The 25,726-nt window shown below is 54.4% G+C and carries 18 protein-coding genes; 12 read left to right on the top strand and 6 right to left on the bottom strand.

Translation table 11 applies throughout. The annotated features are described in order from the left end of the window. Positions 1-604 precede the first annotated feature (604 nt). From WHS46_00090 to WHS46_00115, 6 genes are all read right to left on the bottom strand, one after another. Positions 605-2,341 carry an FAD-dependent oxidoreductase gene (locus WHS46_00090; GenBank protein ID MEJ5347071.1) on the bottom strand — a complete coding sequence of 579 codons (1,737 nt, stop codon included), beginning with the start codon at positions 2,339-2,341 and terminating at the stop codon, positions 605-607. Positions 2,342-3,401: 1,060 nt separating this feature from the next. Further along, on the bottom strand, positions 3,402-4,118 hold the full coding sequence (locus tag WHS46_00095) for an N-acyl homoserine lactonase family protein (GenBank protein ID MEJ5347072.1): 717 nt from the start codon (positions 4,116-4,118) through the stop codon (positions 3,402-3,404). 127 nt (positions 4,119-4,245) lie between these two features. Next, on the bottom strand, positions 4,246-5,817 hold the full coding sequence (locus WHS46_00100; GenBank protein ID MEJ5347073.1) for an AAA family ATPase: 1,572 nt from the start codon (positions 5,815-5,817) through the stop codon (positions 4,246-4,248). Between the two features lie 79 nt (positions 5,818-5,896). After that, complete coding sequence (locus WHS46_00105; protein MEJ5347074.1) at positions 5,897-6,823, bottom strand: hypothetical protein; 927 nt, start codon at positions 6,821-6,823, stop codon at positions 5,897-5,899. A gap of 142 nt (positions 6,824-6,965) precedes the next feature. Then, a complete protein-coding gene (locus WHS46_00110; GenBank protein MEJ5347075.1) occupies positions 6,966-8,669 on the bottom strand; it encodes a class I SAM-dependent methyltransferase in 1,704 nt (567 codons plus the stop codon). 233 nt (positions 8,670-8,902) lie between these two features. After that, complete coding sequence (locus tag WHS46_00115; GenBank protein MEJ5347076.1) at positions 8,903-10,075, bottom strand: glycosyltransferase family 2 protein; 1,173 nt, start codon at positions 10,073-10,075, stop codon at positions 8,903-8,905. Positions 10,076-10,276: 201 nt separating this feature from the next. Between WHS46_00115 and gspE the strand changes: the two genes are divergently transcribed. The 12 genes from gspE to WHS46_00175 all read left to right on the top strand — a co-directional run bounded on the left by gspE (position 10,277) and on the right by WHS46_00175 (position 25,534). Beyond that, on the top strand, positions 10,277-11,902 hold the full coding sequence (gene gspE, locus WHS46_00120; protein MEJ5347077.1) for a type II secretion system ATPase GspE: 1,626 nt from the start codon (positions 10,277-10,279) through the stop codon (positions 11,900-11,902). Beyond that, complete coding sequence (locus WHS46_00125) at positions 11,902-13,110, top strand: type II secretion system F family protein (GenBank protein ID MEJ5347078.1); 1,209 nt, start codon at positions 11,902-11,904, stop codon at positions 13,108-13,110. The genes gspE and WHS46_00125 overlap by 1 nt, the downstream gene beginning before the upstream one ends. Next, on the top strand, positions 13,094-13,552 hold the full coding sequence (locus WHS46_00130) for a prepilin-type N-terminal cleavage/methylation domain-containing protein (protein MEJ5347079.1): 459 nt from the start codon (positions 13,094-13,096) through the stop codon (positions 13,550-13,552). The genes WHS46_00125 and WHS46_00130 overlap by 17 nt, the downstream gene beginning before the upstream one ends. A 47-nt stretch (positions 13,553-13,599) precedes the next feature. Beyond that, positions 13,600-14,049 (top strand): type II secretion system protein, encoded by a 450-nt coding sequence (locus tag WHS46_00135; protein MEJ5347080.1) that lies wholly within the window; start codon positions 13,600-13,602, stop codon positions 14,047-14,049. A gap of 221 nt (positions 14,050-14,270) precedes the next feature. Then, positions 14,271-14,993, top strand: coding sequence for a prepilin-type N-terminal cleavage/methylation domain-containing protein (locus WHS46_00140; GenBank protein MEJ5347081.1), 723 nt, complete (start codon positions 14,271-14,273; stop codon positions 14,991-14,993). Then, positions 14,966-15,808, top strand: a complete 843-nt coding sequence (locus WHS46_00145) for a hypothetical protein (GenBank protein ID MEJ5347082.1) — start codon at positions 14,966-14,968, stop codon at positions 15,806-15,808. Before WHS46_00140 ends, WHS46_00145 begins: the two co-directional genes overlap by 28 nt. Positions 15,809-15,862: 54 nt before the next feature. Further along, positions 15,863-17,167, top strand: coding sequence for a hypothetical protein (locus tag WHS46_00150; GenBank protein MEJ5347083.1), 1,305 nt, complete (start codon positions 15,863-15,865; stop codon positions 17,165-17,167). After that, complete coding sequence (locus WHS46_00155) at positions 17,164-17,760, top strand: GspMb/PilO family protein (protein ID MEJ5347084.1); 597 nt, start codon at positions 17,164-17,166, stop codon at positions 17,758-17,760. The genes WHS46_00150 and WHS46_00155 overlap by 4 nt, the downstream gene beginning before the upstream one ends. Positions 17,761-17,781: 21 nt before the next feature. Beyond that, complete coding sequence (gene gspD / locus WHS46_00160; GenBank protein ID MEJ5347085.1) at positions 17,782-20,112, top strand: type II secretion system secretin GspD; 2,331 nt, start codon at positions 17,782-17,784, stop codon at positions 20,110-20,112. 112 nt (positions 20,113-20,224) lie between these two features. Next, the gene (locus tag WHS46_00165) at positions 20,225-22,141 is read left to right on the top strand and encodes a BACON domain-containing protein (GenBank protein MEJ5347086.1); all 1,917 of its coding nucleotides are present in this window, start codon (positions 20,225-20,227) and stop codon (positions 22,139-22,141) included. A gap of 65 nt (positions 22,142-22,206) precedes the next feature. After that, positions 22,207-23,388, top strand: a complete 1,182-nt coding sequence (locus tag WHS46_00170; GenBank protein MEJ5347087.1) for a hypothetical protein — start codon at positions 22,207-22,209, stop codon at positions 23,386-23,388. Positions 23,389-23,833: 445 nt separating this feature from the next. Then, positions 23,834-25,534 (top strand): S8 family serine peptidase, encoded by a 1,701-nt coding sequence (locus WHS46_00175; GenBank protein ID MEJ5347088.1) that lies wholly within the window; start codon positions 23,834-23,836, stop codon positions 25,532-25,534. Positions 25,535-25,726: the final 192 nt, after the last annotated feature.

Consider the following 25,726-nt stretch of genomic DNA (forward strand, 5'->3'; position numbering starts at 1 on the left):
GGGACCGACCCAGTTATCCTCGCGGAAAAAATACCGTCACGCAGCACCCCTTGCCTGTTTTCGCGTCTCCGTACGGGCGGACCTCGTTGTCCTCAGGACAAAATCCTCGCAAGCGGCACCCCTTTCGCCTCTTCATGTCTTTGTCAGGGCGGCCTACGTGTTCCCCTCAAGATGCCCCCATCGCCCATGCGGCCACAATCACCGATGCCCCGGCTGTTCCCGTAAGGCGTACCAATGTCCGGGACCGTCGGCAGAACAGGAAATCGTGGTTGCCATGGAGGGGCGGACCAATGTGTCCGCCTCTGTGACCCCGGTGCAAGACGGCAGTTGGGGGGACACAGAGGTTCCTCTGCACCCCCGAAGCAACGTGCTTTTAGGGTGGACACGGCGGACACACATGTTCATCCTCCAGCACTGGTGCAAAATGGACGTCGGCTGGACATTCAGGTTCACCCTACAACGTTTATTAGGCGACCGAGGTGAAAGAAGAAGCCGGCCACACAATCCCCGCAGCAGGGTAAAGCAGAACACAGGGGAATCTCGGCATTCCGAGGCGGGCTTGTGCCCCTGACAAAACCCGACTCGTCGATCATCACAGGCGGCTTCAGGTTTCGTCTTCTTTTTCCAGTTGCAAAATGCCCGATTTTTTCACCGCCGCCACGCCACCTTGCACATTTACTGCGTTATCGATGCCGGCGGCTCGCAGTTGCAGCAAAGCTTCATAGGATCGCACTCCGGAATTGCACACAACGAAAAGCCGCTTGTTTTTCGGAACAGCCTCTAACCTCTTGGCTAAGGTTTCCTGAGGGATGTTGATCCAGCGCTCACCGAAGGCCTGCACGAATGGTTCCGCGTTGCGAGGCCCTCGCACATCCAGGCAAACCACATTGGGGTCGGCTTCCTGAAGAAAGCATGCCTCAAATTCGTCGGGATCCGCCGTCACATTGTAGCCGTCGAGAATATTTTCGGCGGTGTTTGCCAAGGCGTTGACAATGTCCATGGCAGCGGCAAAGGGTGGTGAGTATGCCACTTCCAGGTTGGATAAATCTTCCAGCGTGGCACGGCGGGCTAAAAGAGGGACAACGGCGTTGATGCGGCCTACGAGAGCGTCCCCGTTTCGGCTGACCCCTTGAATGCCGAGAAGTCTTCGGGTTTTTCGATCCACCACCAGAGCGAGGGTCATAAGGTCCTGGGTTGGATAAAAATGGGCGCGGTCGGCTTGAATCACCAAAGCCTGAACGGCGTCAAAGCCTTCGGAAAGAGCCGTTTTTCGGGAAAGTCCGGCGGCCGCTACGGCCAGATCAAAGATCTTGACGGCAAAGGATCCCACCGATCCCGGAAATGTGGCGTGTCCTCCGGCGATGTTGGTACCGATGATGCGTCCTTGACGGTTGGCCAGAGACCCTTGCGGAAAATGAAAAAGTTTTCCCGTGACAAGGTGCATCAGCTCGATGCAGTCCCCTCCCGCGTAAATGCAAGGATCCGACGTCTGCAGACGCTGATTGACCACAATACCTCCGCGAGGCGACACCAGCAAACCGGCTTCTTGGGCAAGCCGTCCATTGGGACGAACCCCGACAGCCGTAATGACCAGATCTGCTTCCAGATCCCTTTTGTTGGTCCGCACGACAAGGGAATGTGCGTCTGGACCTGAGATGATTTCTTGAACCGATTCTTCGGTGTAGACGGCGACCCCGCGTTCTTCCAAGTGAGTCGCCACCATGCGGGCGGGGAGAGGATCCAAAATCCCGGGAAGCACATGGGGAGCGATTTCCACAAGAGATGTTTCCACGCCCCACATGTCGGTGAGGGCTTCAGCCATTTCGCAGCCGATGGCGCCCGCTCCGATAATCACGGCGCGACCGACAGCTCCTTTGGCCAGCATATCCTTGATGGCCGCGGCGTCGTGCAGGTTGGACACCCGCATGACTCGAGGATGATCCAGCCCTGGAATGGGTGGAGAATTGGGCACACTGCCCGTGGCCAGCACCAGAAAATCGTAGGGGAGTTCCTCTTCGGTCTGAGTCTCCAGACGGCGCACATGCAAAACTTTGCGGGAACGATCCACGGCCTCGGCTCGAGTTCGCGTCATCACACGAACCCCCTTAGCCTTTTCGAAAAATTCGGGCGTGCGCACCATGTGAAAGCTGGTGCTCATGAGGGCCGAAAGATCACTCACATCTCCGGAAACATAGTAAGGAATACCGCATCCTCCGTAAGAAATGTATTGGTCCTGATCCACCATCACCACATCGAAATCGGGACGAAGCCTTTTGATGCGGCAGGCTGTTTTAGGCCCCAAAGCTACAGCTCCCACGATGACCACGCGTCGTGTTGCCATAAAAAATTCTCCTTTGTGTCACTGATTGCCGAAACCGCGAATGGCTCCGCAGTCCGGACATGTCCAAGTGATACCGTTACAGGTCATGCCCCAGAAGTTTTCTTCCATGCAATCGGAACAGATCATGAATCCGCACGGGCATGTCCAGCAAAAAGGGAGTTCCTTTCCACAGACGGTGCATTCATAACATTGCGGGCGTCGGCGTTTTCGAGGTGCCGTTCGGACGCCCTGTTCGTTTGAACCACGGGATGAAGGCGTGTCGGGGTTTCTCTCTAAAGCCATCGTCTCTACCATGTCTTTGGATGAAGGCGTTTCATGCACGCCCGTTGAATGGCCGCGTGCTTGAGGCAGCCCAATGCCGCAAACCAAGAAGCCTCGGTTCGTTCAACGGCATGACGAAAACATCAAAGCTGCACCCTGTGCGAATTTGAAGGTTTGCCCCGTCTAGGAGCGTGCCCGAAAACGCGCCGTGACCGCGGTGTCCAATGCCTTTCTGTAAGGGCGAAGCGGCGCCTTGCCCGTCCCAAACCGAAGCTGGACAGTTTCCCGGGAGCATTGAGCCTTCGGCGCGCCGTTTGTGCGGACGATTCGCCGGAGTTCCCAAGAAAACAGGTTTCTAAGATTGGAGCAACGGTTCCAAGGCCGCACGCAGGATGCTCGGGTCAGGGGCGGACACATGGGTCCGCCCTTGTAGCTGCCGGGTTTCGTGAAGCAACCCCTTGTGGCCGGCCGGAAGCGCTCTCCGCATACAGGGGACGGACATAAGAGTCACGCGACCAGGATCCAGCTCATGCGAAGTAGCCCTCTTACGGTGTCGGTAAGCGTTCTCAGATCAGGAGGCGAACACATCGGTCCGTCCCCAAAATCCCAGTTGCGTGCACCAGCCTACTGCAACCCATTGGGGACTACCCATCAGGTTTCTTGGAGACGCGCAGCGGACAGGCCGAGCCGCTTCAAAGGGCCATGAAACCGCGTTCCTATAGCATTTTCGGGTTCGAAGCGACAAGAGCCCCGGAAAGGCTTCCGGGTCTCGAAGCTTTCAAGCTTCGGAATCCCCGGGCTAGGACGGAATGCGTGTTCGACGTCCGACGGCCGGATCATGCACGGGAATCAGAATGTCGGCCATGGCTCGAACCCTTTGAATACTGTCATAGGCCGCCAAAGCGTCCGTATGAACTCCAGGTGTCACGGCCGGTCCTGAGGCGGGAAAATTCTTGTCGTTACAACAAAAACCCGTAATGACGGCGCGTCCGGCGGCGGTGTTCACCACCACGGATTGGCCTCCAGGAGTATGACCAGGCGTCCAGACTAAATCGATGCCGTCCCGAAAAGACACATCACCTCGCACCAGCTCGATTTTGAGGCCGTCCAAAAGCCCTGGAATATAGCGATGATCCAAAGGGTGTGGGTTTTGGTAAAAGGCGTATTCAGCTTCCTGAACCACCACCGTGGCATTGGGACATTTGGCGTCGTTTTCGCAATGGTCATTATGTAAGTGTGTATGAATGATCACATCCACATCTTCCGGTTTCAATCCCACAGTTGCCAAGGCGTCTTCAAATTCCAAGATCTTCAGACCGTAAGTTTCCCCCACATGCTCTGGAACCATGAATTCTTCCAGACCTGTATCCACCAGAATTGTTTCATCACCGCCTTCAATGACAAAAACATACATGGGAATCCAGATACGTTTCCCGTAGTCCTTCAGATAGGTCATGATCCCTTGATCCGTTTCGTTGGCGCCGACCACCAAAGGTCGAATGCTGTACTGACGCATCGTGAGTTCTCCTTTCCCGCTGCGCGCTCGAGATCCGTCGAAAGTCAAGCTTCCTTCTTTAAGACATGTCAGGATGAAAGGCATGTCATATGGAAAAAGTCAAGATCGGTCCATGAGCGATAAGGCTTTAGGGTGTTTGGGTGCGCTTGTTCAGAATCCAGTCGATGACACGACCGGGGTCCGGCTGGGGCACATCGGAGGTTGCAGGTTTGGCGGGCGTCTTGGGGAACGAGGGAGCCGAAGGGGTGACGGTCTTTTCGTGGGGTGGCTCCTCTGAAGGAGCGGCACGGGACGGGTGGGTTTTTTTCAGGTTGGACAGTCGTACCGTTTCCGGATCCCGAGACCCTGGGATCGGCGGAAGGGTCATGTCCCACAAATGATGTCCCAAAGCCCATGCATGCTTTTCCATAACAGCCGGTCCATGGAAGGAACCGGGGCTTAAATAAGGACTCGTCTTGACAGTTTGTGATTCGGGGGTTCCGGAGGATTTTTGCGGAGTCTTTTCAGCACCGTCGCTTTCGAAAGGGGCTTGCGGCGGCGGTGTCTTCTGAGGGGCTTGAGGTTCCGGGGCGGCTTCCCTGTCTTTTGACGGTTCTTTTTCCGATAGAGGAAGGGGTTTAACAACCCGGTGTCTCTCGGTCTTTTCGTCATTGAAAGTTTCCGAAGCCGCAGGTCTGTCCTTTTCGGCCCCCCCCGTCTCAGGGGAAGGTTCCTTTGTCCCAGGGACGGAGGCGGCGGGAGCCCACAGACCCTGAAGGTGTTTCATGTTGCCCAGAAGCCATGTCCAGGAGTTACGAGGTATTTCCGGATGCCACAGAAAAGCCAACGCCAAGACCACGGCGCCCACGAGCGCCGCGGCCAGGCGTTTTCGTCCTTTGGATGTTTCCTGCGGGCGTCCCTCGAGGTCGTTCACCACTTCTTCGATGATCTTCGGCGTGATGGTTTTTTGTCCGTAACCAAAGCCCGTAATGAAGGCATTGTCGCAGATGATGTTGATCTTTCGGGGAATCCCCTGAGCTTCTCGAACAATGCGATCCAAGGCTTTCCTTGTGAAGTATTCCCTCGGCTCTCTCTGCACAAGGGATAACCGGTGTTGGATGTAATCCAGGCTTTCTTTGGGGGTGAGCGGCCTGAGTTGGGTGCGGATGGCGATACGCTGTTTGAGTTGGCGCAATTGGTGCCGGTTGAGAAGGTTTTCCAGTTCCGGCTGACCGATAAGAATGATCTGAAGAAGTTTATCCTTGGTACTTTCCAGATTGGAAAGCATACGCAGATTTTCCAGGGTTTCCATAGGCATGTTTTGGGCTTCATCGATGATGAGCACCACATTCCATCCCTCTTGGTAGGCCTGGATGAGATGTCGATGAAGGTCCAGGACCATTTCGTAAGGATCCGAATCGGGCGGCTCCAAGCCCAGCTCCTTGTAAATTACCCGCAACAGCCCCTTAAAGGACACATTGGCGTTGAAAACCAAAACCGTTTTGATGCTTTTTCGGTCATAGCGTTGCAAGTAACTACGGACAATGGTGGTTTTTCCCAGCCCCACTTCCCCGGTGATGGTGATGAACCCCTTGCGCTGGTGCACACCATAAATAATGGCCGCCAACGCCTCTTTATGACTGGGGCTCAAGTACAGAAATTCCGGATCCGGCGTGATGTGAAAGGGTTCCGTTCGAAACCCGTAAAAATCCAGGTACATGAAAATCAACTCCTCTTCGCACCGGGGTCGATGGGGTGTATCGAAGGATGCCCGATTGGCTTTCGAGTGCCTGGTTCAATTACGGCAGATTTTGAAGATAAGCTCTGTTTTCCTCGGACAAAGTCCCTGTCTCCGAACAGTCCCAGATGATCTCCTGGATTCTGCCTTGAGCCTGCGCCGTAAGGGTTTTCCCAAAAGTCAGCTCCGCTATTTCATAAAGACACTGAAGGCCCGTGATGGCTGCCGGCGTATAGGGACTGCCGGCGCCCGGCGCCGCCAAATGGGCTGCGAGACAATAGGTGGGAACACAATAAGTGGATAGGCCGGGTTGAAGCACGAAAGCGGGGACATGAAGGACCATCATGGGCTGAAGTCCGGAATCTTCCGGGTAAAAAACCATTCCTGCAGGGATTTTGAATTCCATGGGTTCCGAAGATTCGTTAACAAAGGTAACCGCCAGATGAAACGTGAGTCCCAAATCCGGGGGAAGGCATCCGATCAAGCATTCGGGGTTTGTTCCGCAATTTTGCATGCATTGGACAACCTGTTGAATCTTGGCCGGATCCCAGGCACTGTAGTCGTAGCAGTCCACATCGCCTCCCCCCACACTGTGAATGCGCACAGGGAGCGCCTGAAGCCGTGCCAGTTTCCAGTACGCCCCCGAAGGGTCTTGAGGAACAGGCGTGTAGGCCAAGTCGATGGCATAAGGGTATCCTCGATACATGACCACCGCATTCAGGATGTTCAGCGAGGAATCCAGCACGCCGCCTTGGGGTCCGGACATGGAAGTGCGTCCGGCCCACGTCAGTTTCCAGTAAGCTCCGGAAGGATCTTGAGGAAGCTGGACAAAGTCGAAATAAGCTCGATAATGGTCCGTACCCACCGTGACGTACGGAAGCGTCAGTTTCAGCGCATCGTCTGCGGTGCCTCCGGCGCCGTAAGCTGCTGAAGCGGCTCCGGCAAGCACAAGCGCAACCCATAAAATCGTCGAAAATTTTTTCTTCATGGCCATCCTCCCGTTGTCTGAAGTCACCCCTTAACTATCCCCTCAAACATCGCTTCCCCTTGCGGCTTCTGCTGAGGCTTTGATTGAATCGGTCCCAGTGAGTCTTAGGAGCCCTGATTTCATCCTCGATCCAGAGCCCTTTTCAAAACAGGTCGGAATCGGCCCGTGTAAAGAAGAACCCCTGCATATCATCTACTTCCAAAGGGCTTTGAAAAGGCACGTAAACAAACCATAGCCCTTGAGGTTCCGGTTGTTTTTGAAATCCCAGAAAAGACAGTTGAGTGATGAGCCACGTGGGGGTTCGGGAAACCCAGAGACTGACCGTTTGAATGCCCAGAACCTGTCCCAGCCAAGACAGTCCTGGTGCTAAAGCTTCAGGGTGTTCGGGATCCAAAAAGAAATCCCCGATCACAGCATCCTCGTTTCTTTTTTCAGCTACCAGGTAGGCCACCACATGGCCGAAACGCCTTCGGACTTCCACGATCTTGTAGTTTTTATCCGGATCTGCAAACCGCCAGTTGAGATAGCGGCTCTGTCGCCTTACCAGAAAACGACCGTAGGCCTTTTTCACTCTTTCGTAAAGCATGTCATGTTCCGGACCGAATTTTTGAAGGGTTCGGCACGAGTAGCGTATGCGGTTCCATCGTCCCGGCGTGAAGGTCTCGAGCTTCAAAGTGTACTCGTCCAGAGGGTAGACAGGGCGGTATCCTAAAAAAAGCTTCCCCATTTTTTGAATATTTCCGGTATTGAAACCATAAACGAAGGGAACTTGGTTTTCACAGTAGCGGGCAAAGAAGTAGCGGGCCGTTCGCACCAAAAGGGACGTTTTTCCAAAACCAACATGGCGTACCTGGGGGTGCGTCATGGTGTCACCCACCTGTAAGACGACCGCCGATGTTTTCGTGAGTGTCTCTTCCACAGGCACAAAATATCCGGAAAAATTCGCCACCACATCTCCCATGGCATTCCGGCACACCGCCACGGCATCCCGCCCGAAGGGACATGCTCGATATTTCCAGCGCCAATGATCAAGGGATCGAGAACCCGAAAAAATCTGGACGAAAAGTTGTACCAATTCAGGATCGTCCTCTTCGGGGCACGCCAGGATGCGGTAGTCATCCTTTTCGGCTTCGAAGATTTCATAGCCCCAGGCGCCCCGTTCGTGTCTTTCCTTTTGCTTTTGCCATCCGGCCACAAGGGAATCCAACCCTTCGCACCACGGATAGGCCTCCAAGCGTTTCAGGACCGCTTTGCAGGTAGGGGCGGTGTACGACCCGATGGGCTTGTGAAAACGAATTTTGAAGCCGGCCTCGGCCAAGGCGGTCTCGTAAAAGCGCTTGGGTTTCACGGCTGTTTCCTGGGCCGTGCTTTCGTCATAGATCATTTCGTCGCATAGAAGGATTCGCCCGTGAGGGCGCAGCAGCGTGCGGCAAGATTCAAAGAGATCGCGAAGGCAAGGAAAATACTGGGAAGATTCGAAAAAAACGACAAGATCGTAAGATTCCTGCTTCCACCAGGAGGGATGTCTTCCTTCAAAGGTTTCGCAAAGAAACCGTACGCGAGGATGGGAGAAGTGTTCCTGGGCGTACTGAATCATAGCGGGTTCGGGGGCCAAGGCTGTCACGTCATGTCCTTGAAGGGCCAACCGGTAGGCAAAGTGGCCGAAGCCGCATCCCACGTCCAATATGTTAAGGGATTCTCCATGCACGTGTTCCAACATGAGTTGCGTCAGTTTGTTTTGGGCATCCTCCAGAGACGTCGTGCTCTCATCCCAATAGCCGAAATGGAGGTCGTGTCCGCGCACGATGTCACGATAGATGGAGAAAGGAAACGAGAGCTTTTCCATGAACTTCCCTTCGTACCTTTGGTTCTTTGGACTTTCGGTCGAAAATTCCGAATGCTTGTCCGAAAACTCGGAATACCAAGGTCTTTCATGCCCTTTCAAGGTAGGGGCGAGGAGCGTCTTGCCCCTATAAGGCTGAAATTGTGTCTTTTCCTTGTGGCGCGTTCCCTCCGGCCGGCTCATGATGCGAGCGGGGTGCCCGTGCTCTCGAGGAAAAGGGTTTTTCAGAAAATCTCCTAAACAACAGTGAAGGAGAACCGAAGGCTTTTGGATTCCTGGAAACCATTTACCGGACCGATTCTTCCGAAGTAATGTCCGGGAGCGAGCCTTTGAAAGCCGTCTTCCGGAAATTCTGCATGGGCCCCTGTGCCGAAGGCTCCTGCTGCGGGAATGAAATGGACGCTGGGACTCCATTCGAAAAGCCACGGTCTTTGAATCGCCTCAGGGACGTGAACCCGAAAGGGTTCTCGGTAAACCTGTTCGGCTCCATGACGTGCCAGCATGTCCATCGACATGCGTGGACCTTGGGGAATCCATCGTGCCCATCGCGTATACCATGAAAAGTGTTTTCTGAGAAAGACCGCATGGGATTCTACCATGAGCCGTCTTTTTGTGGGCAAACTTTCCAGGCCGCATTGATCAAACTCATGCACCACGGCAGCTTCGGGCACGACGAAAAGGCGCCAGCCTCGGCGGGTCATGCGCAGAAACAGGTCTGTGTCTTCAAAGTAGAGGAAAAATCCAGGGTCAAAAAGCCCGCCGGCATCTTGAATAGCATCGGCTCGGATCAGGACCGAGCCGCCTGAGAGGTTTTTCACTGGAAAAGGATTTCGCGACTGCCAGGCACGCACCGTGTCCCGGCGCCATTTTTTTCCCAGAAAACGCATCAAGGGAAGCGCCGGGTCTCCAACCCTGTCGGCTGCGGATAGCATGAGGATCCATGAGGGTGGCACCGACGGAGGTAAAAGAAAGCGTTTTCCTGGATCCCAATAGATGAGAGGGCCCACGGCGCCGATACGACTATTGGTGTTGAGGGCTTTCACCAGTTGTGTCAAACACCCTTCGATCAGGTACGCATCGGGATTGAGAAGAAGAAGAGCTTCCGCCGGCCTTTGTGCCCAGGCCATGGTGCATGCCTGTCCAAACCCCAGGTTTCGATGCGAAATCATAAGATGCACCGAGCCAGGCAGATGAGCTTTCAAAAAATCGGCTTCTTTGGGGCAGGTGCTGTTGTCGACCACAACCACGTCCAGAGGACCTTGATAGTCGGAGTTCACAATGGATTGGACGGCCCTCACGGTGAGCGGGGCACTGTGGTAGTTGACGACAACGGCGACAACATGTCGAACCTTGCGCCGATGATGGACGGACAAGCTGTGCTCTGTTGTGACTGAGGGAATCCAGTTCATCGAGGCTTTTCACTCCTTGGTTGAAATAAACTTCGTTTGCTAGCAGGCGCCGGCTTCGGTGTCAAAACCATTTTTGCTTTGTTTTGTGTTTGGAAAAGCCTACAATCCGCCGACCTTGACCTTGTTCGCCCTTCATGTGCTATGCTGCAAAAACACGAAGGGACAAGGAAATTTCACGAAGATCATGGAGCCGAACCCAAGATGATGGATGTGGTGCGATCGGTGATGCAAAAGTTTCGCTCGGGATCGATGGAGGCTTTAGGGCCTTTGCCTGGCGGGAATGGAATCATGCGGGTGGAAAACCTTCCGGATTTTCCTTTTATGGACGAGGCCGATTTCCCCGACTCGCCGCCCCGCTACAATCCCCTGCCCATTGCCTATCTTAAGCGCTTTAAAGTCCTGCCCTTGGTTGAGGCCGAGGACAGGGTCACCATTGTCATGGTGAACCCCCTGGATTTGGCCACTCAGGAAGTGGTGCGCAAAGCTTATGGAAAACCCCTCAAGGTTTATCGATCCACGGCGGAAGCGATCTCTCAATTTACCTACCAATGGTACGAAGCGGACACGGCTTTTCAGGAAACCGAGGCGGAAGGGGAAGAAAACCCGGACTTGGACGCCCATCTTTGGGACAATCCCGAGCACTTGCGGGATATGGCCTCTGAAGCCCCCATCGTGCGCCTCGTGAACCATCTGATCACTCGAGCCGTAGATGTGGGGGCTTCGGACATTCATATTGAGCCTCTCAAAAAACTGGTGAAGGTGCGGTATCGCATCGACGGTGTTCTGCATGATCAGGATGACCTTCCCAAAAAATTTCAGGCGGCCATCGCCTCGCGAATCAAACTCATGGCTCGCATGAACATCGCTGAAATGCGGCTGCCTCAGGACGGCCGTATCAAGTTCAAACTTACCAAAAAGGAAATCGATATTCGAGTTTCCAGCTTACCGACCGTGTTCGGCGAAAGCCTGGTCCTGCGCCTGCTTCAAAAGGAAGACATTTTGCTGGATCTGGACGTTCTCGGTTTTCCCAAGGATCTTTTGAGTCGATTCAAACAGATCATTGCGCTGCCTTATGGCATTCTTCTGGTTACGGGACCTACCGGATCCGGAAAAACCACCACGCTCTACGCGGCCATCAACGAAATCAACACGCCGGACCGTAAGATCGTCACTGTAGAAGATCCTGTGGAATACCAGTTGGACGGTGTCAACCAGGTTCAGGTGCAACCGAAAATCGGTTTGACCTTTGCTCATTGTTTGCGATCTTTTTTGCGCCAGGATCCGGACGTGATGCTTGTGGGAGAAATTCGTGACCTGGAGACCGCCGAAATCGCCATTCAGGCGGCCCTCACCGGCCATATGGTCTTTTCCACACTGCACACCAACGATGCCGCCGGGGCCATCACGCGATTGGAAGACATGGGGGTCGAACCCTTTATGATCACTTCGGCTGTGGTGGCTGTTCTGGCGCAAAGGCTCGTGCGAAAGGTCTGTTCGGGGTGCCGCAACGAGATCAGAATAGGAGACGAAGAACGACGAATTCTGGCCCAGGAATTTGCCGTACCCCTGGAAGCGGTGCCGACATCGTACTTTAAAGGCAAAGGGTGTGATCATTGTGGCGGGACGGGGTATCGAGGGCGTATCGGGCTTTTTGAGTTTTTACCTTTGGATGAGCCGGTTCAGCGGGAGATTCTTAAAGGGGCTGATCGTAACGCCATTGTGGCCAAGGCGGTAAGCTTGGGCATGCGAACCTTGCGGCAGGACGGTCTGGAAAAGGTTGTGGCCGGGATGACCACCTTTGAGGAAGTCATTCGAGTGACCAGGTGATGCAGAGATTCTTTTATGAAGGAGTGGATGTTCGCGGGCGCAAGGTGCGAGGGGCCGAAGAGGCTTCGGACCTGGAAAGTCTTTTGGTGAGTCTCAGTGCCAAAGGGGTTCATGTTCTGCGGTGGTCCGAATCACCCATAGGACGGGAGGGCTTCTCCTTTTTCCGAAAAGGGCGCCTCAGCGCCAAGCAAAGGTTGGAATTCATTTCGGAACTGGCCCATCTGGTGCGTTCCGGAGTTCCCATCGACCGGTGTCTTCAAATCCTTGCCGATGCCACCACAGCCGATCGTGTGCGTCAGTTGGCTCTCAGCCTTCGGGAAGGACTTCGCGGCGGCCAAAGCCTTTCCGAAGCCATGGCACAGAAAGCCCCTGAATTCGGTGATCTGACCGTCAGCATGATTCGAGTGGGGGAAGCAGGCGGCGTTCTGGACGATTCCCTGGAAAAACTGGCCGGTTTTTTGGCTCGAACCGAAGAGATCAAAAGATTCATCATTTCTTCCTCCATCTATCCCGTGGTGCTTCTTTTTGTGGGTGTTGCCTCGGTGGCTTCCATTCTGGGTTTTGTGATTCCCAAATTCGCCGTCATTCTGGAAGATCTGGGACCGAACATTCCAACGGCGACCCAAGCCTTGATCGCTTTAAGCCGCGTTTTCCGTGCTTTTTGGTGGCTGTTGGCTCTGATGCCCATAATCCTTGCCTTGGGGTTTGTGACTTATGCCAGAAAACCTGAAAACCGTCGTCGACTTCATTCCCTGATCCTGAAAGTTCCTTTTCTGGGACGGCTGGTTCTGGAGGTGGAGCTGGCCCGCATGACACGGACCTTAGGGACGCTCCTTCAAAGCGGCGTACCTCTTCTCAAGTCCCTGGCCATCGCACAAGCCGTGGCCCGCAACGTGCTCCTCAAGGAAGCTCTTCAGGACATCTACGAAAAGGTGCAACAGGGCATGGCCATGAGTACTCTTATGCGAGCCTCCCCTGTTTTTCCGCCCATGGTCGTCCACATGACCTCCATCGGTGAAGAAACGGGAGATCTGGGTCACATTTTAGGCAGTGTGGCCGACAATCTGGAAAAGGAAATCCAGAGCAAAACGAAGGCGGCTTTGGCCCTTCTGGAACCTGTGGTCATCGTGTTCATGGGAATACTCATCGGCGGCATGGTTATCTCCATGCTTTTGGCCATTTTTGGTATCCATGAAATATCATTCTAAGATTTCCGGCTTTACTCTGGTGGAACTCCTGGTGGTGCTGGCCATTGTGGCCTTATCGCTTACCTTGGTGATCACCACGGTGGGTGGTGGGCTCGGCCGAAAAGAAGAGCGCCGTTTTGTCATGGAACTGGGAGGGCTTTTGAGAAAGGCGAGGCAGCACGCGGTGGCTGGAGGTCTTGCCGTGGCCGTGGTCTTTTCCGAGGAAGATCGACGGTGCTGGATCGAGGACTTCAAAGACGAAGGCTTGAGTATTCCGAGAGAGGTGGAGGTCGAAGCTCTGGGTGCCCTGCGTGCCGATGGAATGTTTTACCTTTTCTTTTATCCCGATGGGGCTTCCAGCGGAGCGGAACTGACCGTTAGGCGTCGAGGTGTGGTGCTTGGCCGCATTCGAGTGGACCCTTTGACCGGATTGGCCATGGCCGTGACCACCGAAGCGGGCTAAGGCGGGAAAGGGATTTGAGGCCCGTGAGATTTTCCACGGAATGGATCATGCCCATCAGGCTGCAAGGGAGAATGTTTTCCCATAAACCGAAAACCTTTTCCAAAAGCGTTTCGGGATTCAGCCTTCTTGAGGTCCTGGTCGCTTTAACGATTATGGGAATCACGTTGGCCGTGATTTTCTACGGGTTTTCTCAGTCGGCTCGACTGCGGCTGCAGGCGCAGAAAGTGCTGGAGGCGTCCAGAGTGGCACGCATCGTTCTGGCCGATTCCGTGCTTCTGACCGAAGCGGTACGGCGAGGGGTGATGGAAGGGCCGGTGGATGGCGAGCCGGGATGGTTCTACAGGTTGGAAGCTCGACCTTTGGTCCTTTCCTTGGGCAGGGACATGGAAGCTTATGAAGATCCCAACATGGTGCAACTGACCCTCTGCGTGTTTGAAGAATCGCAGAGTTCACGACGATCAAGATGTCTGGTAGGCTGGTACGAGAGAAAAGGATGAACTCGCCGAAAACCCAGGGTATGCCGCTGCCGTTACGAAACCACCAAAAGCATCCTAGGAGCGTGTCTGGGGACGAGTTTCTTCCAGGGAGCGGGGATGTCGTCCCGCCCGCACATATGACGGGCCGGAGGCCCGCGCTCCGAGAAAAAACAAGGTTTCAAGTCTGTGGGGGCGAGGCGGCGTCTCGCCCCTTCGTCGAAAAGGCATCAAAGACCTTGGTCTTGCGAGTTCTCGGAAAAGCTCCCAGGGATTTTGCGCAAAAAGGTGCGAAACATGACTTCCAGGCGGCTGTCGGGTTCACTCTCGTGGAAGTGCTGGTGGCCATGGTCTTAACGGCCATGGTGATCACACTGCTCGCTACGGCTCTACGGTCCGGGCTTTTGTCATGGAGTAAACTGGGTCCGGAAAGTCAAGCGGACATCTTTGCTCATGCGGTGCCGGTTTCCTTGGGCCGGTATCTCGAATACACCCCCACGGAAGCCACCCCGTGGAAAGGTGAGCAAGGTCAACTGTTTCCACTGTGCGGTGACAGGCACGGAATCGCTTTCTACAGCACCTATGGTCCTTCCGGGTCGAATCGGCAAGGCCTTCGCCTTATCGGCTACCTTTACGATCCTTCCCGAAGAATCCTTGAAGTCTACGATTTGGAGCTCTACGAAAAAGAGGACCAGGCGACGGATTGGGTGGTCCTGGCTGAAACACTGTTGAACGGAAGACAAGACCTGGGGCCGCCGATGAGTCGTTACGGGGATGTCACAGCCTTTGAGGTGGCCTATGCGGAGCTTAGTCCTTCCGATGCATCGGGGCGGGAGCTTCAATGGAAGGATCAATGGCCGTGCAAAGAGGTTCAGGAACTTCCTCGACAAGTGCGCGTGGTTTTCGGAGTGAGGACCGGATCGGCGGAGAAGGTGAACACATGGGTTTTTCCTACAAGAATTCAGTAGAAACCATTTTCGAAAAGACTCCTGGATATGGAGAATCGGGGGCGGTTCTGGTTTTTGTTTTATGGGCTTTGGCTCTGCTTTCTTTTCTGGGCATGCAGACCGCTTTGGCGTCCCGATTGCGGGCTTCGGAAGCGCTTTCGGCCTGGGAACAGCTTCAGAGATGGGAGGCACTCCGGTCGGTGATCCGTTACTTTGCGGTTACCGGAAAAAACAATGGGGCTATGCAGTCTGGATTATGGTATCGGTGGAATGTGGGCGGTCAAGAAGTCTGGGTCTCTTATGAAAAGGAGTCATCAAAAATAAAGCCCACGGATGCCAATGACGCCGGAATGCGCCGGGTCTTTACTGAATCTTTGCCGCTTTCGGATGGTCGTGAAGCCGATGCGTTGGTGGATGCTTTACTGGATTGGCAGGATGCGGACGATTTGGTGCGGCTTCAGGGTGCGGAAGCGGGATGGTACTTACAAAGAGGTCTGTCACCGCCGACCAATCGGCCGTTTTCAAGCTTATGCGAAATTCAAAAGGTTCGAGGGGTTCGGCCCGAGTTGTTTTGGGGGGATCCTTTGGAGAGAGCCGTCAGGACCTGGGAACACCAGGATGTGATCGGTGAAAGGGAAACGCTGACACCTAAAAGGCGCTCTCTGGTGGATCTTTTGACCGTCACCGGCTCCAAAGTCGATCGGTTGACGATTCTTCTTCCGTTGAATCCGACGACTTATGAAGTGGCGGTGATGGTTGGGAAAACGGAGGCGGAGGGGTGGGTGACGGCGGATCGCTGTCAGGGGTTTGTGCGTTCCATCTATCTTTTTCAGTAACGCTTTGAACGGAAAAGATCGCCCATTGGAGGACATGAAACGAGGCAGGTGTCGGTGGCGGGCAAGAGTATTCTGGGAATTTATCTGGATGAGAACCGGCTGGATTATGTCCATGCGGTGAAGCGGTTCGGCCGAATCCGCCTGGAGCCGCCGCATGAAGGTATGCCGCCGTTCGGGACTCTTCCCGGCGGCGCCAAAGGCTTGGAAGCTTTCTTGCGTGAACTGCCGCCCAAGTCTCATCGGCGTCTATCCCTTTGTCTTTCCAGAAACCTGTTTTTTGTTCGAGATGTGGAGGTGCCTCCGGTGCCCATGGAGGATGCTCTGGATGTGGTGCGAAACGCTCTGCCTATTCATGTGCATCTTTCTCCAGAAGACATTTATTGGAGTGTGCATCTGGTTCGGCGCCGGGACAAGACCATTTCGGCGACCCTGGTCTATGTGGAAAGAAAAATCGTGGACCCTGTGCTTTCGGTTTTGGTCGAAACCGGGCATAGAGGCCAACTGAACAGCTTGTGTCCCATCTCTTTCGGCCTTGCGGCTTGGCTTCGCCAAACATGGTCGCTCCCGTCAGGTCTGGTACGAGAAGAAGAAGGGCTGCGGGAAGTTCTTGTCTTAGATCCCGACGGTGTCGTGTGTTCACGGCTTCTAAACCCTTCGGAAGGGATCTGGGACCGGGAACAGATTCGAGCCTGGTTTCTCGCTCAAGGGAATGTGCCGGCCGAAAAGATTGAAGACTGGACCGAATCCGTGGACTCGGAGTCGGTGACGCCTCGAAAATTCTTTTCGGATTGGCCGCACCCGAAGATCAATTTGGGAACGGCCGCCGCCTGGGCGCTTCTTTCAGGACGTTCGGTTTTGTGTTTGGACGGCAGAGCGCCGAACATTCCCGGGTTGCATCCCGCCAAAGCGGTTCTGCCGTTTCTTTTGTTTCTGGCATTGACGGCTTGGGGACTCGGATTCCATGTGGAGCGGCGCACGGCGACCTTGGAACGGAGCACTGCACGTTTGGCGGAGGAGACCCGAAAACTGGAAGCGGAACTCAAACCTTTGGAAAAGAATGCTCAGGAAATGGAACAGCTCAAGAAGCTCGTCAAGGAAGCGGATGTTTTCCTGAAAGGACGACCCCGTTTCTATGAGCTTCTGAACGACATCGCCCAAAGGGTTCCCAATGGTACTTGGATTTCCCAATTCAATTATGCGGCCGGCAAAATGACCGTTTCCTTTCAAAGCCCGGATTCCCTGAAAACCATCGAAAGCCTCAGGGAATGCCCTCTGCTCAAAGACGTGAAGCTTCAAGGATCGGTCAATCGTGGTCGAGACGGTAAGGAAACATTCACCGTGGTGCTGGAGCTGAAATGATGCATGTTTTGGGACGCAGAACACGGCGCTGGTTAGGGATCGCGGTGTTGGCCGCCGTGCTGTGGGTCGTGTGGTACCTTGTGGAGTGTGCTCCGAAAATGGAAGCGGCCTCTTCGGTCGAAGCGTCCGTGGAGCTGGAAACAGCCAAGCATGAAAAGTTACGGAAACAAATCTCCAAGATTCGACAGGATCTTTCCCATCAGGCCCAGCTGGCTGAAGAATTGGGTCGTGTGGAGCAGTTGCTCCTGGAGGCCAAGAGTCTGGACGATGCGGCGTCCAGAATGCAACAGAGGCTTCAAGAAGCCTTTGAAAAAACAGGCATTCAAGTGCAGTCCTACAATGTGTTGGCGCCAGGCGCTTGGGAAGAGATTCCCATGGCTCAAGTGGAATTTCGGTTACGGGCCGACGCTTCGGCCCTGGCAAGCCTGCTCAAGGTTTTGGAAGACGATGAAAAACTGGTCCGTGTGGAATCCCTGACCGTGGCGTATCGACCAGCCAAGGACTTTCCGCTTACTGTAACGCTGCGCGTGGGCACCTTGTTTGTGGATACCAAAAGCTTAAAGACCGTGCTGAATCAGGGATCGAAAAAATAGAGAGGTGAAGGAGACGTGAGCATGGTAGTGCGAAGGTCCCCATGGAAGTTGGTGATGCGAGCCGGAATCCTGTGTGTGGTCCTGGGGATGGTGGGATGTGGCACGACGTCCTTACAGGGTCGACCCCCTGGCGGGCCTTCCGTGGGGACGACGCCTTCGTTGACGCCGACGACCCAGACGATTCCGGGGACCGAATCGGGTTCAGAAAAAAAATCGGAGGCGGTGATTGTGGCTCCCCCAAAAGGTTCTTTGACGGAGCTGCCCGCGCGTGATCTTTCTTACCAGGGACGTCCTGGGGCGGGAGCCACTCCAGCCGCCGTCGCTCAGGAAGCCCGCCGGGAAGCCGCCAAGCTCGCCGCCGCAGACCAAACGGTGGCCATCGATATGGCCTTTGATGCAGCGGATCTTTATCAGGTTCTCGATGCCACCCTTTATCAGCTCTACGGAGTCAACTACATCGTAGATCCCAGTATCAAGGCCAAGGTGACTTTTCGTGCCAAGGGTTCCTATACGAAACCTGCCTTCATGAAGCTGCTCAACGACGTTCTTCAAGTGAGCGGTTTGGCCTTGGTGCCCGGCCCGGGGGACATGGTCAAGGTGGTCCGTAAGGATCTCGGCGGAGGCTTAAGTGGGGCCGGAATTGAAACAGGAATAACCGAAACGGGTTTTGTGGATGTGACACGCCTGATCCGTTTGAGGTACCTCAGTGCGGAAACCGCTGCGGGCAATATCAAACCCTTTCTTTCTCCCAATGCCGTGGTGGTGCCGGACAAAGCCAGCAACGCTCTCATCGTGACGGACACTTTGGCTAACATCGAAAAAGTGGCCGGAGTGCTCGCGGTCATGGATGTGGATCGTATTCAGGAGGTATCCTGGAGAATTTTTCCTTTACTGCATGCGGAAGCGGACCAGGTAGCCCAGGAACTGACGGAAATTTTGAGCAAAGAAGGTCTTTTTCTGCGTCCTGGGGCGGATCCCGGAGGGTTTCAGCTTTTTGCCATTAGAAGCCTGAATGCCGTGTTTTTAGCCACACGATGGCCGGCGCTCATCGATCAGGCGGCCCGATGGCTGGCCGTGATCGACCGGCCTGGGGAGGCGGGCCAAGGGGTTTATGTCTATTTTGTAGAGAACGGCTCGGCGGTGGAATTGGCCGATGTCTTATCACGGGTCTACGGTCTGCCGACAACCACGTCACGGACAACGAGAACCGGTCAGGCCGCAACGTCCATAGCCGCCACCCGAACTTCCAGATCACGCTCGACATCTTCACCCTTCACAAGCCCCACCGGGACCACCGGTCTTGCAACGCAGAGGCCCTCGGCCTCGGGAGCCGCCGGCTCCACCGGGACTTCCACAGCTCCCGAAAGAACGACCTTGGGAGCGGCCGCCGGTTCTCTGGAAGCCGAGGTCGCCTTCATTCCGGATGAAGCCACCAACAGTATCGTCATCAAGGCCCGGGAAAAGGACTACCGTATCATTCGAAACGTTCTAGAAAAACTGGATCAGATACCGCGCCAGGTGCTTATCAACGTGATTATTGCAGAACTGTCCCTTTCCGGTTCAGCCGAATACGGCATTGAATGGTTTCTGCAAGGGCACTACAAGGACTACACAGGTCAGTTTGTGCTCGATAACCTTCGGTCCCGAGCCGCGAACACGGCTTTGGGGACGGGGACGGGTTTCGCCGCCGCCGTTTTCGACAGCACGGACTTTCTTCGAGGTCTGATCAGCGCCTTGGGCAAAGACACCTCTCTCAATATTCTTTCGTCACCGAACATTATGGCTTCGGACAACAAGGAAGCCTATATTGAAGTGGCTGAAGAAATTCCCATTGTCACGGGTGAAGTGACAAGCCAGGAGACCACGGCGACCTCGCGGACCATTCAATACCGTAAAACCGGCATCATTCTTAAAGTGACCCCTCATATCAATTCCAGCGGCCTGGTCAAGATGGACATTTCCCAGGAAGTCAGTGAACGCGGTGAAAAAGATCCGGACCTCAAAACCACTTCCATCGTGAGTCGAGTGGCCGAAACTTCCCTGGTGGTTCAGGACGGCCAGATGATCGTCATCGGCGGCTTGATGCGTAATCGCGATTCGGTGAGTCGTTCCGGTATTCCGGGCTTGCGCCATCTTCCCCTTTTGAAATATGTTTTCGGCAGTGAAGGCAAGGAAAATTCCAAAACAGAACTGATCATATTGATCACGCCGCGGGTGGTACGAGATCGCAGGGAAGCGGAAGTGGTGACTCAGGAATTTTCTCGGAAAGTGGAAGGCTTGCGGGAAATGCTTCGGTCCCGTGGAGGGGTGATGGAAGAAAATTCTAAAGCTTTAGAGCCGCAAGGACGATAAAACAGTAAGCGCTGTGTGTGGGGATGGACCCTGCGGTCACGTGCCGTCGGTGTTCAAGCAAAAGGGCGGACCGATTCCCCTGTTAGAAGAGCCTGGTCAAGGAGGGTCTTCCATGAAGGTTCGGGCCAAGTCGGTGTGGGTTTCTCTGGGGTTTTTTGTCCTTTGTTGTTGCTTGATGTCCCCCTGCCCCTTGTGGGCTCAGGACTCGGACAACAAAACGGACAACGAAACCCTTGTGGTTTCACCGAGTTTCGTGGATGTGGGGACGTTTCGTCTGCAGCCGGGCGAAAGTCTGGAGCCTGGATCTTTTACGATAACGGTCACAGGAGGTCCTGAGGTCTCAGATCCCAACACTACCAGCAAATTTTTCGCTTCCAGTGACGCTGTCTGGTTAAAGCTGGACCCCACCTCCGGAGACATTCCGGGAACCATCACGGTCACCGTCACCATTTCCGAACTTATGGAAGGGACCTTCACGGGAACGATTACCGTGGTCTCGGGCCTGGATCCATCGAAATCCGCGACAGTCACGGTCTCCATGACAGTCATCCGCACGCCGGAAAGAAGACTGACGGTCTCCCCCACTCACATACAGTTGGATTTCACCACGGCGGATCTTTCCTCACGTGCCTTTCCTGTTCTTGTACGAAACGCAGACCCTTCGGACACAACGTTTCTCTGGTCTGCAGCCGTTATGGTGCCGTGGCTCGGTCTAGCGCCTTCCAGTGGCACAGGGAACGCTTCCGCGACCCTGACCGTGGATCCCACCAAGATTCCTATCCTGCAAGACGGTTCCTATGTGGAAGGAAAAATTGTCTTTTATTCCAGTTTGTCCACGGATCCGGTGGAACTGGTGGTCAAGGCGAGAGTGATTCCCGTGTCACGGGAACGATTGAGTGTTTATCCGGGCTATCTGTTCTGGAGCCTGGAGCGCACGGCTGAAGGCCTTCTGGACGCCGCTTCCTCACAGACTTTGTATGTCATTTCCCAGGAAGCGGGTTGGTTCGCCACGGTAGACGTTCCGTTCCTGGATGTCTCGGTGGATTCCAACCTTGGGGTTCCGGGGTCGACGGGAAGATCCGGAACCGTTGTCGTGACCCCCATAGATTCCATACTCCAGACCATGGGGTACGGTCGTTTCACGGGAAGGATCACGGTCTATAACGTCACGGGGGATGCCTACCGTGTGATTCCGGTGATCGTGGATGTTCGCCGACCTGGAGAACCGATCAGCGGGCCGCCGGTTTCAGTGACCATTTCCCAGACCACTTCCGGGTTTCTTATGGTGGAAACCGTCGATTCGGCATGGTTGGAACTGATCTTGGCGGCCCCGAGTCTTGTGAGCCGTTACAACAGCCAGGCGTCCTGCATTCAGGCCGGAGGCCGTTGGATAGATCCGGACGGTCTTGGGGGAAGTTTGGATGAAAGCTGTAGTTTGGATGAAAAAATTTACCTGCTGCTTTCCTTTCCCGATGCCCTGCCCGGTGTGGTCTACGCCCTCTCGGCGCAGCATCCTCAGGGTCTCGCCGTGGTTTTTCAAAGCGGTGTCAAAGTGCCTGGGGCCGATGATTTCTATTACGCCTCGGGTCCCATCGGATCCATTCCCTTGGGTCCTGTGCGTCTTCTCGGATTGCAGGGTCGTATCATCGTCAGTTCGCGCGTGGGAAAGACCTTGGCCGATGCGGTGGAAGTGCAGCGAGCTCAAATCAATGTGCGCACGCCTGAAGGCACATGGCTGGTCAGCGAAACCTATCGGGGTGCCGTCTACGATTACGGGCCGGATCGGGCGCTTCGCTTGCATCGTAATCCCGAAAGCTTTCTTTTTGTGGGAACATGGGGGGAGACACCTGTAACGTGCCGACCCGGAGACGGAGTGAGCACACTTTATGTTCTGGAATTTGTGGAAAGAGGTGTGGCATACATATACGAAATCACGTCCCTGACTGCGCAAAAGATGAAGGGACGGTGGACTTTTCAGTATGGGGGTCCATGGGAGACTTTTGAGGCCGCTCGAGTGGCTTTTCGTTAGAGCGAAAAGCTTAAAGGCCCTCAAGGCGCATGGGGATGGCTCTGGACAGTCGTGAGGAGAGGACGATGATCAGGAAATGCATGGCGATAGGGCTTGGCCTGTGGATCCTTTCCGGCTGTGGGACGTCGGTGATGGAACTGAAGACTCCCGTGGCCCGCGAGTCTTCCGTCGGGGAATCCAAGAGGGTGGTGGTGCTGCCGTTTTCCGACTACACGCCGGAAGATGCCCTTTACGGCTACTGGAGGCGCAACATTTTGATCAATGAAGCCTTGACGGATGAATTCTTGCGCTTCGGTTTCTCTCCTGTGGTCTACGAGGATGTCATCGGCTATCTTTTGGAAAAAGGCATTATTCAGGAGGCGACGCCCGAGGAAGGCAAGAGCACGGCCACACTGGCTTTGGAAAAGGAGCTGCTCAAAGAATGGTCTTCGGGGATGAAGGCTGAAATTCTTGCAGCCATCTATCGCAATGAAGCCAATCGTCGTGCGAGTGAACCGTATTGGAACCGAGAGCGATTGATCACCTTGGACAGTGATGCGGTGCGAGGGATCGGAAACCGGTTTCGAGCCGATTACGTGCTTCGAGGCCGCGTGTTGGTGTTTCGTTCCGGGCAGGAAGACAGTTTTAATCCGATCCAGACCGGGTTATTGCCGTTCTTTTTCAAGGTGGGGTCCCGTACGGTTTTTGGTGTTGCGCAAAGCGACACCTATGAAATGATCGACAAGATGGCCATCGGAGGCCTTGTGGGAGCGGCTCTGGCCAAAGATAACTGGCCTTTGGAAGACAATGACAAGAAGTTCGTGGGGCACCCTCGTTTTGGCGGCGGGTTGCTGCGCGAAGAGGATTATGCCAGTTTGAACACGGCCGTTTGGGGAGCGGCGGGGGCCGGTATCGCCTTTCTGGCCCACAAAGGGGGTCGTGTGGATCATGCGTGGGTCCAGTTGCGTATGATCGCGCAGGATGCTCGCACGGGCCAGATCGTGTGGGTGAACCGGGCTGAAGTGAAGGTCATGCCCAAGACCGTCTTCGGCGAAAAGGATGTGGATATTCTGACCAGTGAAGCCATTCAGCATGCCGTGGGGCGTCTTATCGACAACTTTGTGGCGAGCCTGACCGGCCGGGAAGTTATTCGCAGCCGTGTGGACGGCACCTTCTATGTGACCCCTGCCGGTGGTATTCACGCTCCCGATCGTACCCGTTACGGAACCATTCATGTGGGACCACCTGTAAGCACCATAGTGCAGTAAACCCTCAAGCTCAGATGAAGCCGGCCTGAAGATTCACGCCGGCTTTCAAACCTATTCTTGACAGTCTCTTCTTTGTGAGACTAAGATCAAGCAAAAGTTGAAGCGCTTTCTCGCGGCACCGAAGCCTCAAAAGTTTTTAGTTGTTTGAACGAGCACCTCTTGTGGTTTGTTCACTCACTGTTGAGATGAAAGCTGGAGCGAGCCCGTGTTGAGGAAAAATTTATTGCGGGGAGATGTTCAACGGGTCAGTTCTACACGAAACCCGAGAACTTCTTTAAGCTTTATCCTCCTTATTTTTGCGTTGGCCCTAATGGTGTGGCTGGGGGAAGGCTTGGCTCAGAGCCAAGCAGACTACGTACCCGGTGAAATCCTTGTAAAGTTTAGAGATGGGGCCTTTCAAAGACAAGGGGAACGGAGAACTCAGGCGGCTGAGGAAGAAAGGCGTATGCTTCGTTCTCTGGGTATCCATGTGGAACGATCCTGGCCGGATTTGGGGATTCATCGGGCGCGGTTTGAACCTTCCAAGCGCATGGAAGAGGTTCTTCAGAGCTTAAACGCTCGAGATGACGTTGAATTTGCGGAACCCAACTATCTAAGGCAAAAGCTGGAAATCGTTCCGAACGATCCTTACTACGGCGAACAATGGGCCTTGGAAAAAATCGGTATGCCTCAGGCTTGGGAGGTGAGCTCTGGAAGTGGCTCTGTCCTTCTGGGTGTCGTGGATACCGGTATCGATCTTAGCCATGAAGATCTTGCCGACAAGATTTGGAGGAATCGTTGGGAAGTCTGCGGAAACGGACGGGACGACGACGGAGACGGTTATGTGGATAACTGTCGCGGGATCAATGTGATCACGGGTCACGGGGACCCTTGGGATGATGATGGGCATGGTACGCATGTTGCGGGGATCGCCGCCGCCGTCGGTAACAACGCTCGAGGAATGGCCGGTGTGGACTGGCGCACCACTATTTTACCCGTCAAATTCTTAGGGGAAGGCGGCGGCAATGTGGCCGATTTCGTGGAAGCCGTCGCTTTCGCCAAAGCACGGGGCGTTCGAGTCATCAACATGAGTTTCGGGGGCTATTCCTATTCCGAAGCGGAAAAGCGGGCTATTTCTGGAGCCTCCAATATCCTTTTTGTGGCGGCGGCGGGCAATGAGCGCTATGACAATGATTTTCATCCCCTCTATCCCGCCAGTTACGATCTACCCAACCTCATCTCGGTGGCTTCCACGAATAAGGCTGATAGAATGTCGCTGTTTTCAAATTACGGCGTTCAGACGGTCCATGTGGCTGCTCCCGGAGAAAACGTTTTGGGGACTCTGCCAGGAAACGACTACAACAACCTATCGGGAACCTCCATGTCCACGGCCCTGGTCAGCGGACTGGCGACACTCATTCTGTCTCGATATCCTCATTTGTCTCCCAGTGACGTCAAAGCCAGGATTCTAAGAACGGCGGATCAAACAGAAGACCTGCGAGGGATTCTTACAAAAGGTCGTGTCAATGCTTACCGTGCTTTGACCGAACCGATAGGGGGGCCTTACATTTTCAGGGTGATTCCACAAAGAGCTCCAGTTGGTTCCCAAATTATCCTGAGAGGTACAGGATTTGGACAAGCACAAGGGGCTGTGATCTTCGGGGGAAATGTGCAAGGAAGTGTTGTCGCCTGGGGCGATGAAAAGATCGTTGTCAAGGTTCCGGAAGGAGCCTTTTCCGGTGACATCATCGTCGAGACCCTCTATGGGAGAAGCAACGGGGTCTTCTTTGAGGTTGCCATTGAATTCTCAGGGGGGCTGCGCACACTGTTTGCCGAGGTGCTCGCTGATCCTAGGTATATCCCTTTTCTTGTGCTATCAAACTTTTCCAAAGATCCGGCGGTGGTTTATGTTCGAATCAACGAGATCCCTTCCAGGACTCAGACTTTGTGGATCATCCAAATGGAAGGCCTTGAAAAATATATAGAAGATCTGAGCTATTTTTACAATCGTCCATGGGCGCAATCTCTGACGGTGGAATGTCAATCTTCCAGTCCTGTGGCTGCGGTTGTTGTGAACCTGGCTCCTGATCTCTCCAAGGTGAAGGTCATGCCGCATATTCATATTGCAGGAAAACCTGTTGATGGAATACAGGTGCCCGTAAAATGAAAAGACTATCAGTTATCCTGGTGATTCAATGCTTGTGGATGGCATGTTCATGTGCCCCGCTCAAAACGAGACACGTATCATCGGAAGAAGCGCTCCGTTATAGGGCCGAAGCTTACTGGGTGGCTCGCCAGGAAAAAGACTGGGAAAAAATACGAAGTTTCGTAGACCCAACGTTGGTCGATGATTTGGATA

Origin of the sequence: Desulfosoma sp., assembly GCA_037481875.1 — a bacterium.
GTDB lineage: Bacteria > Desulfobacterota > Syntrophobacteria > Syntrophobacterales > DSM-9756 > Desulfosoma.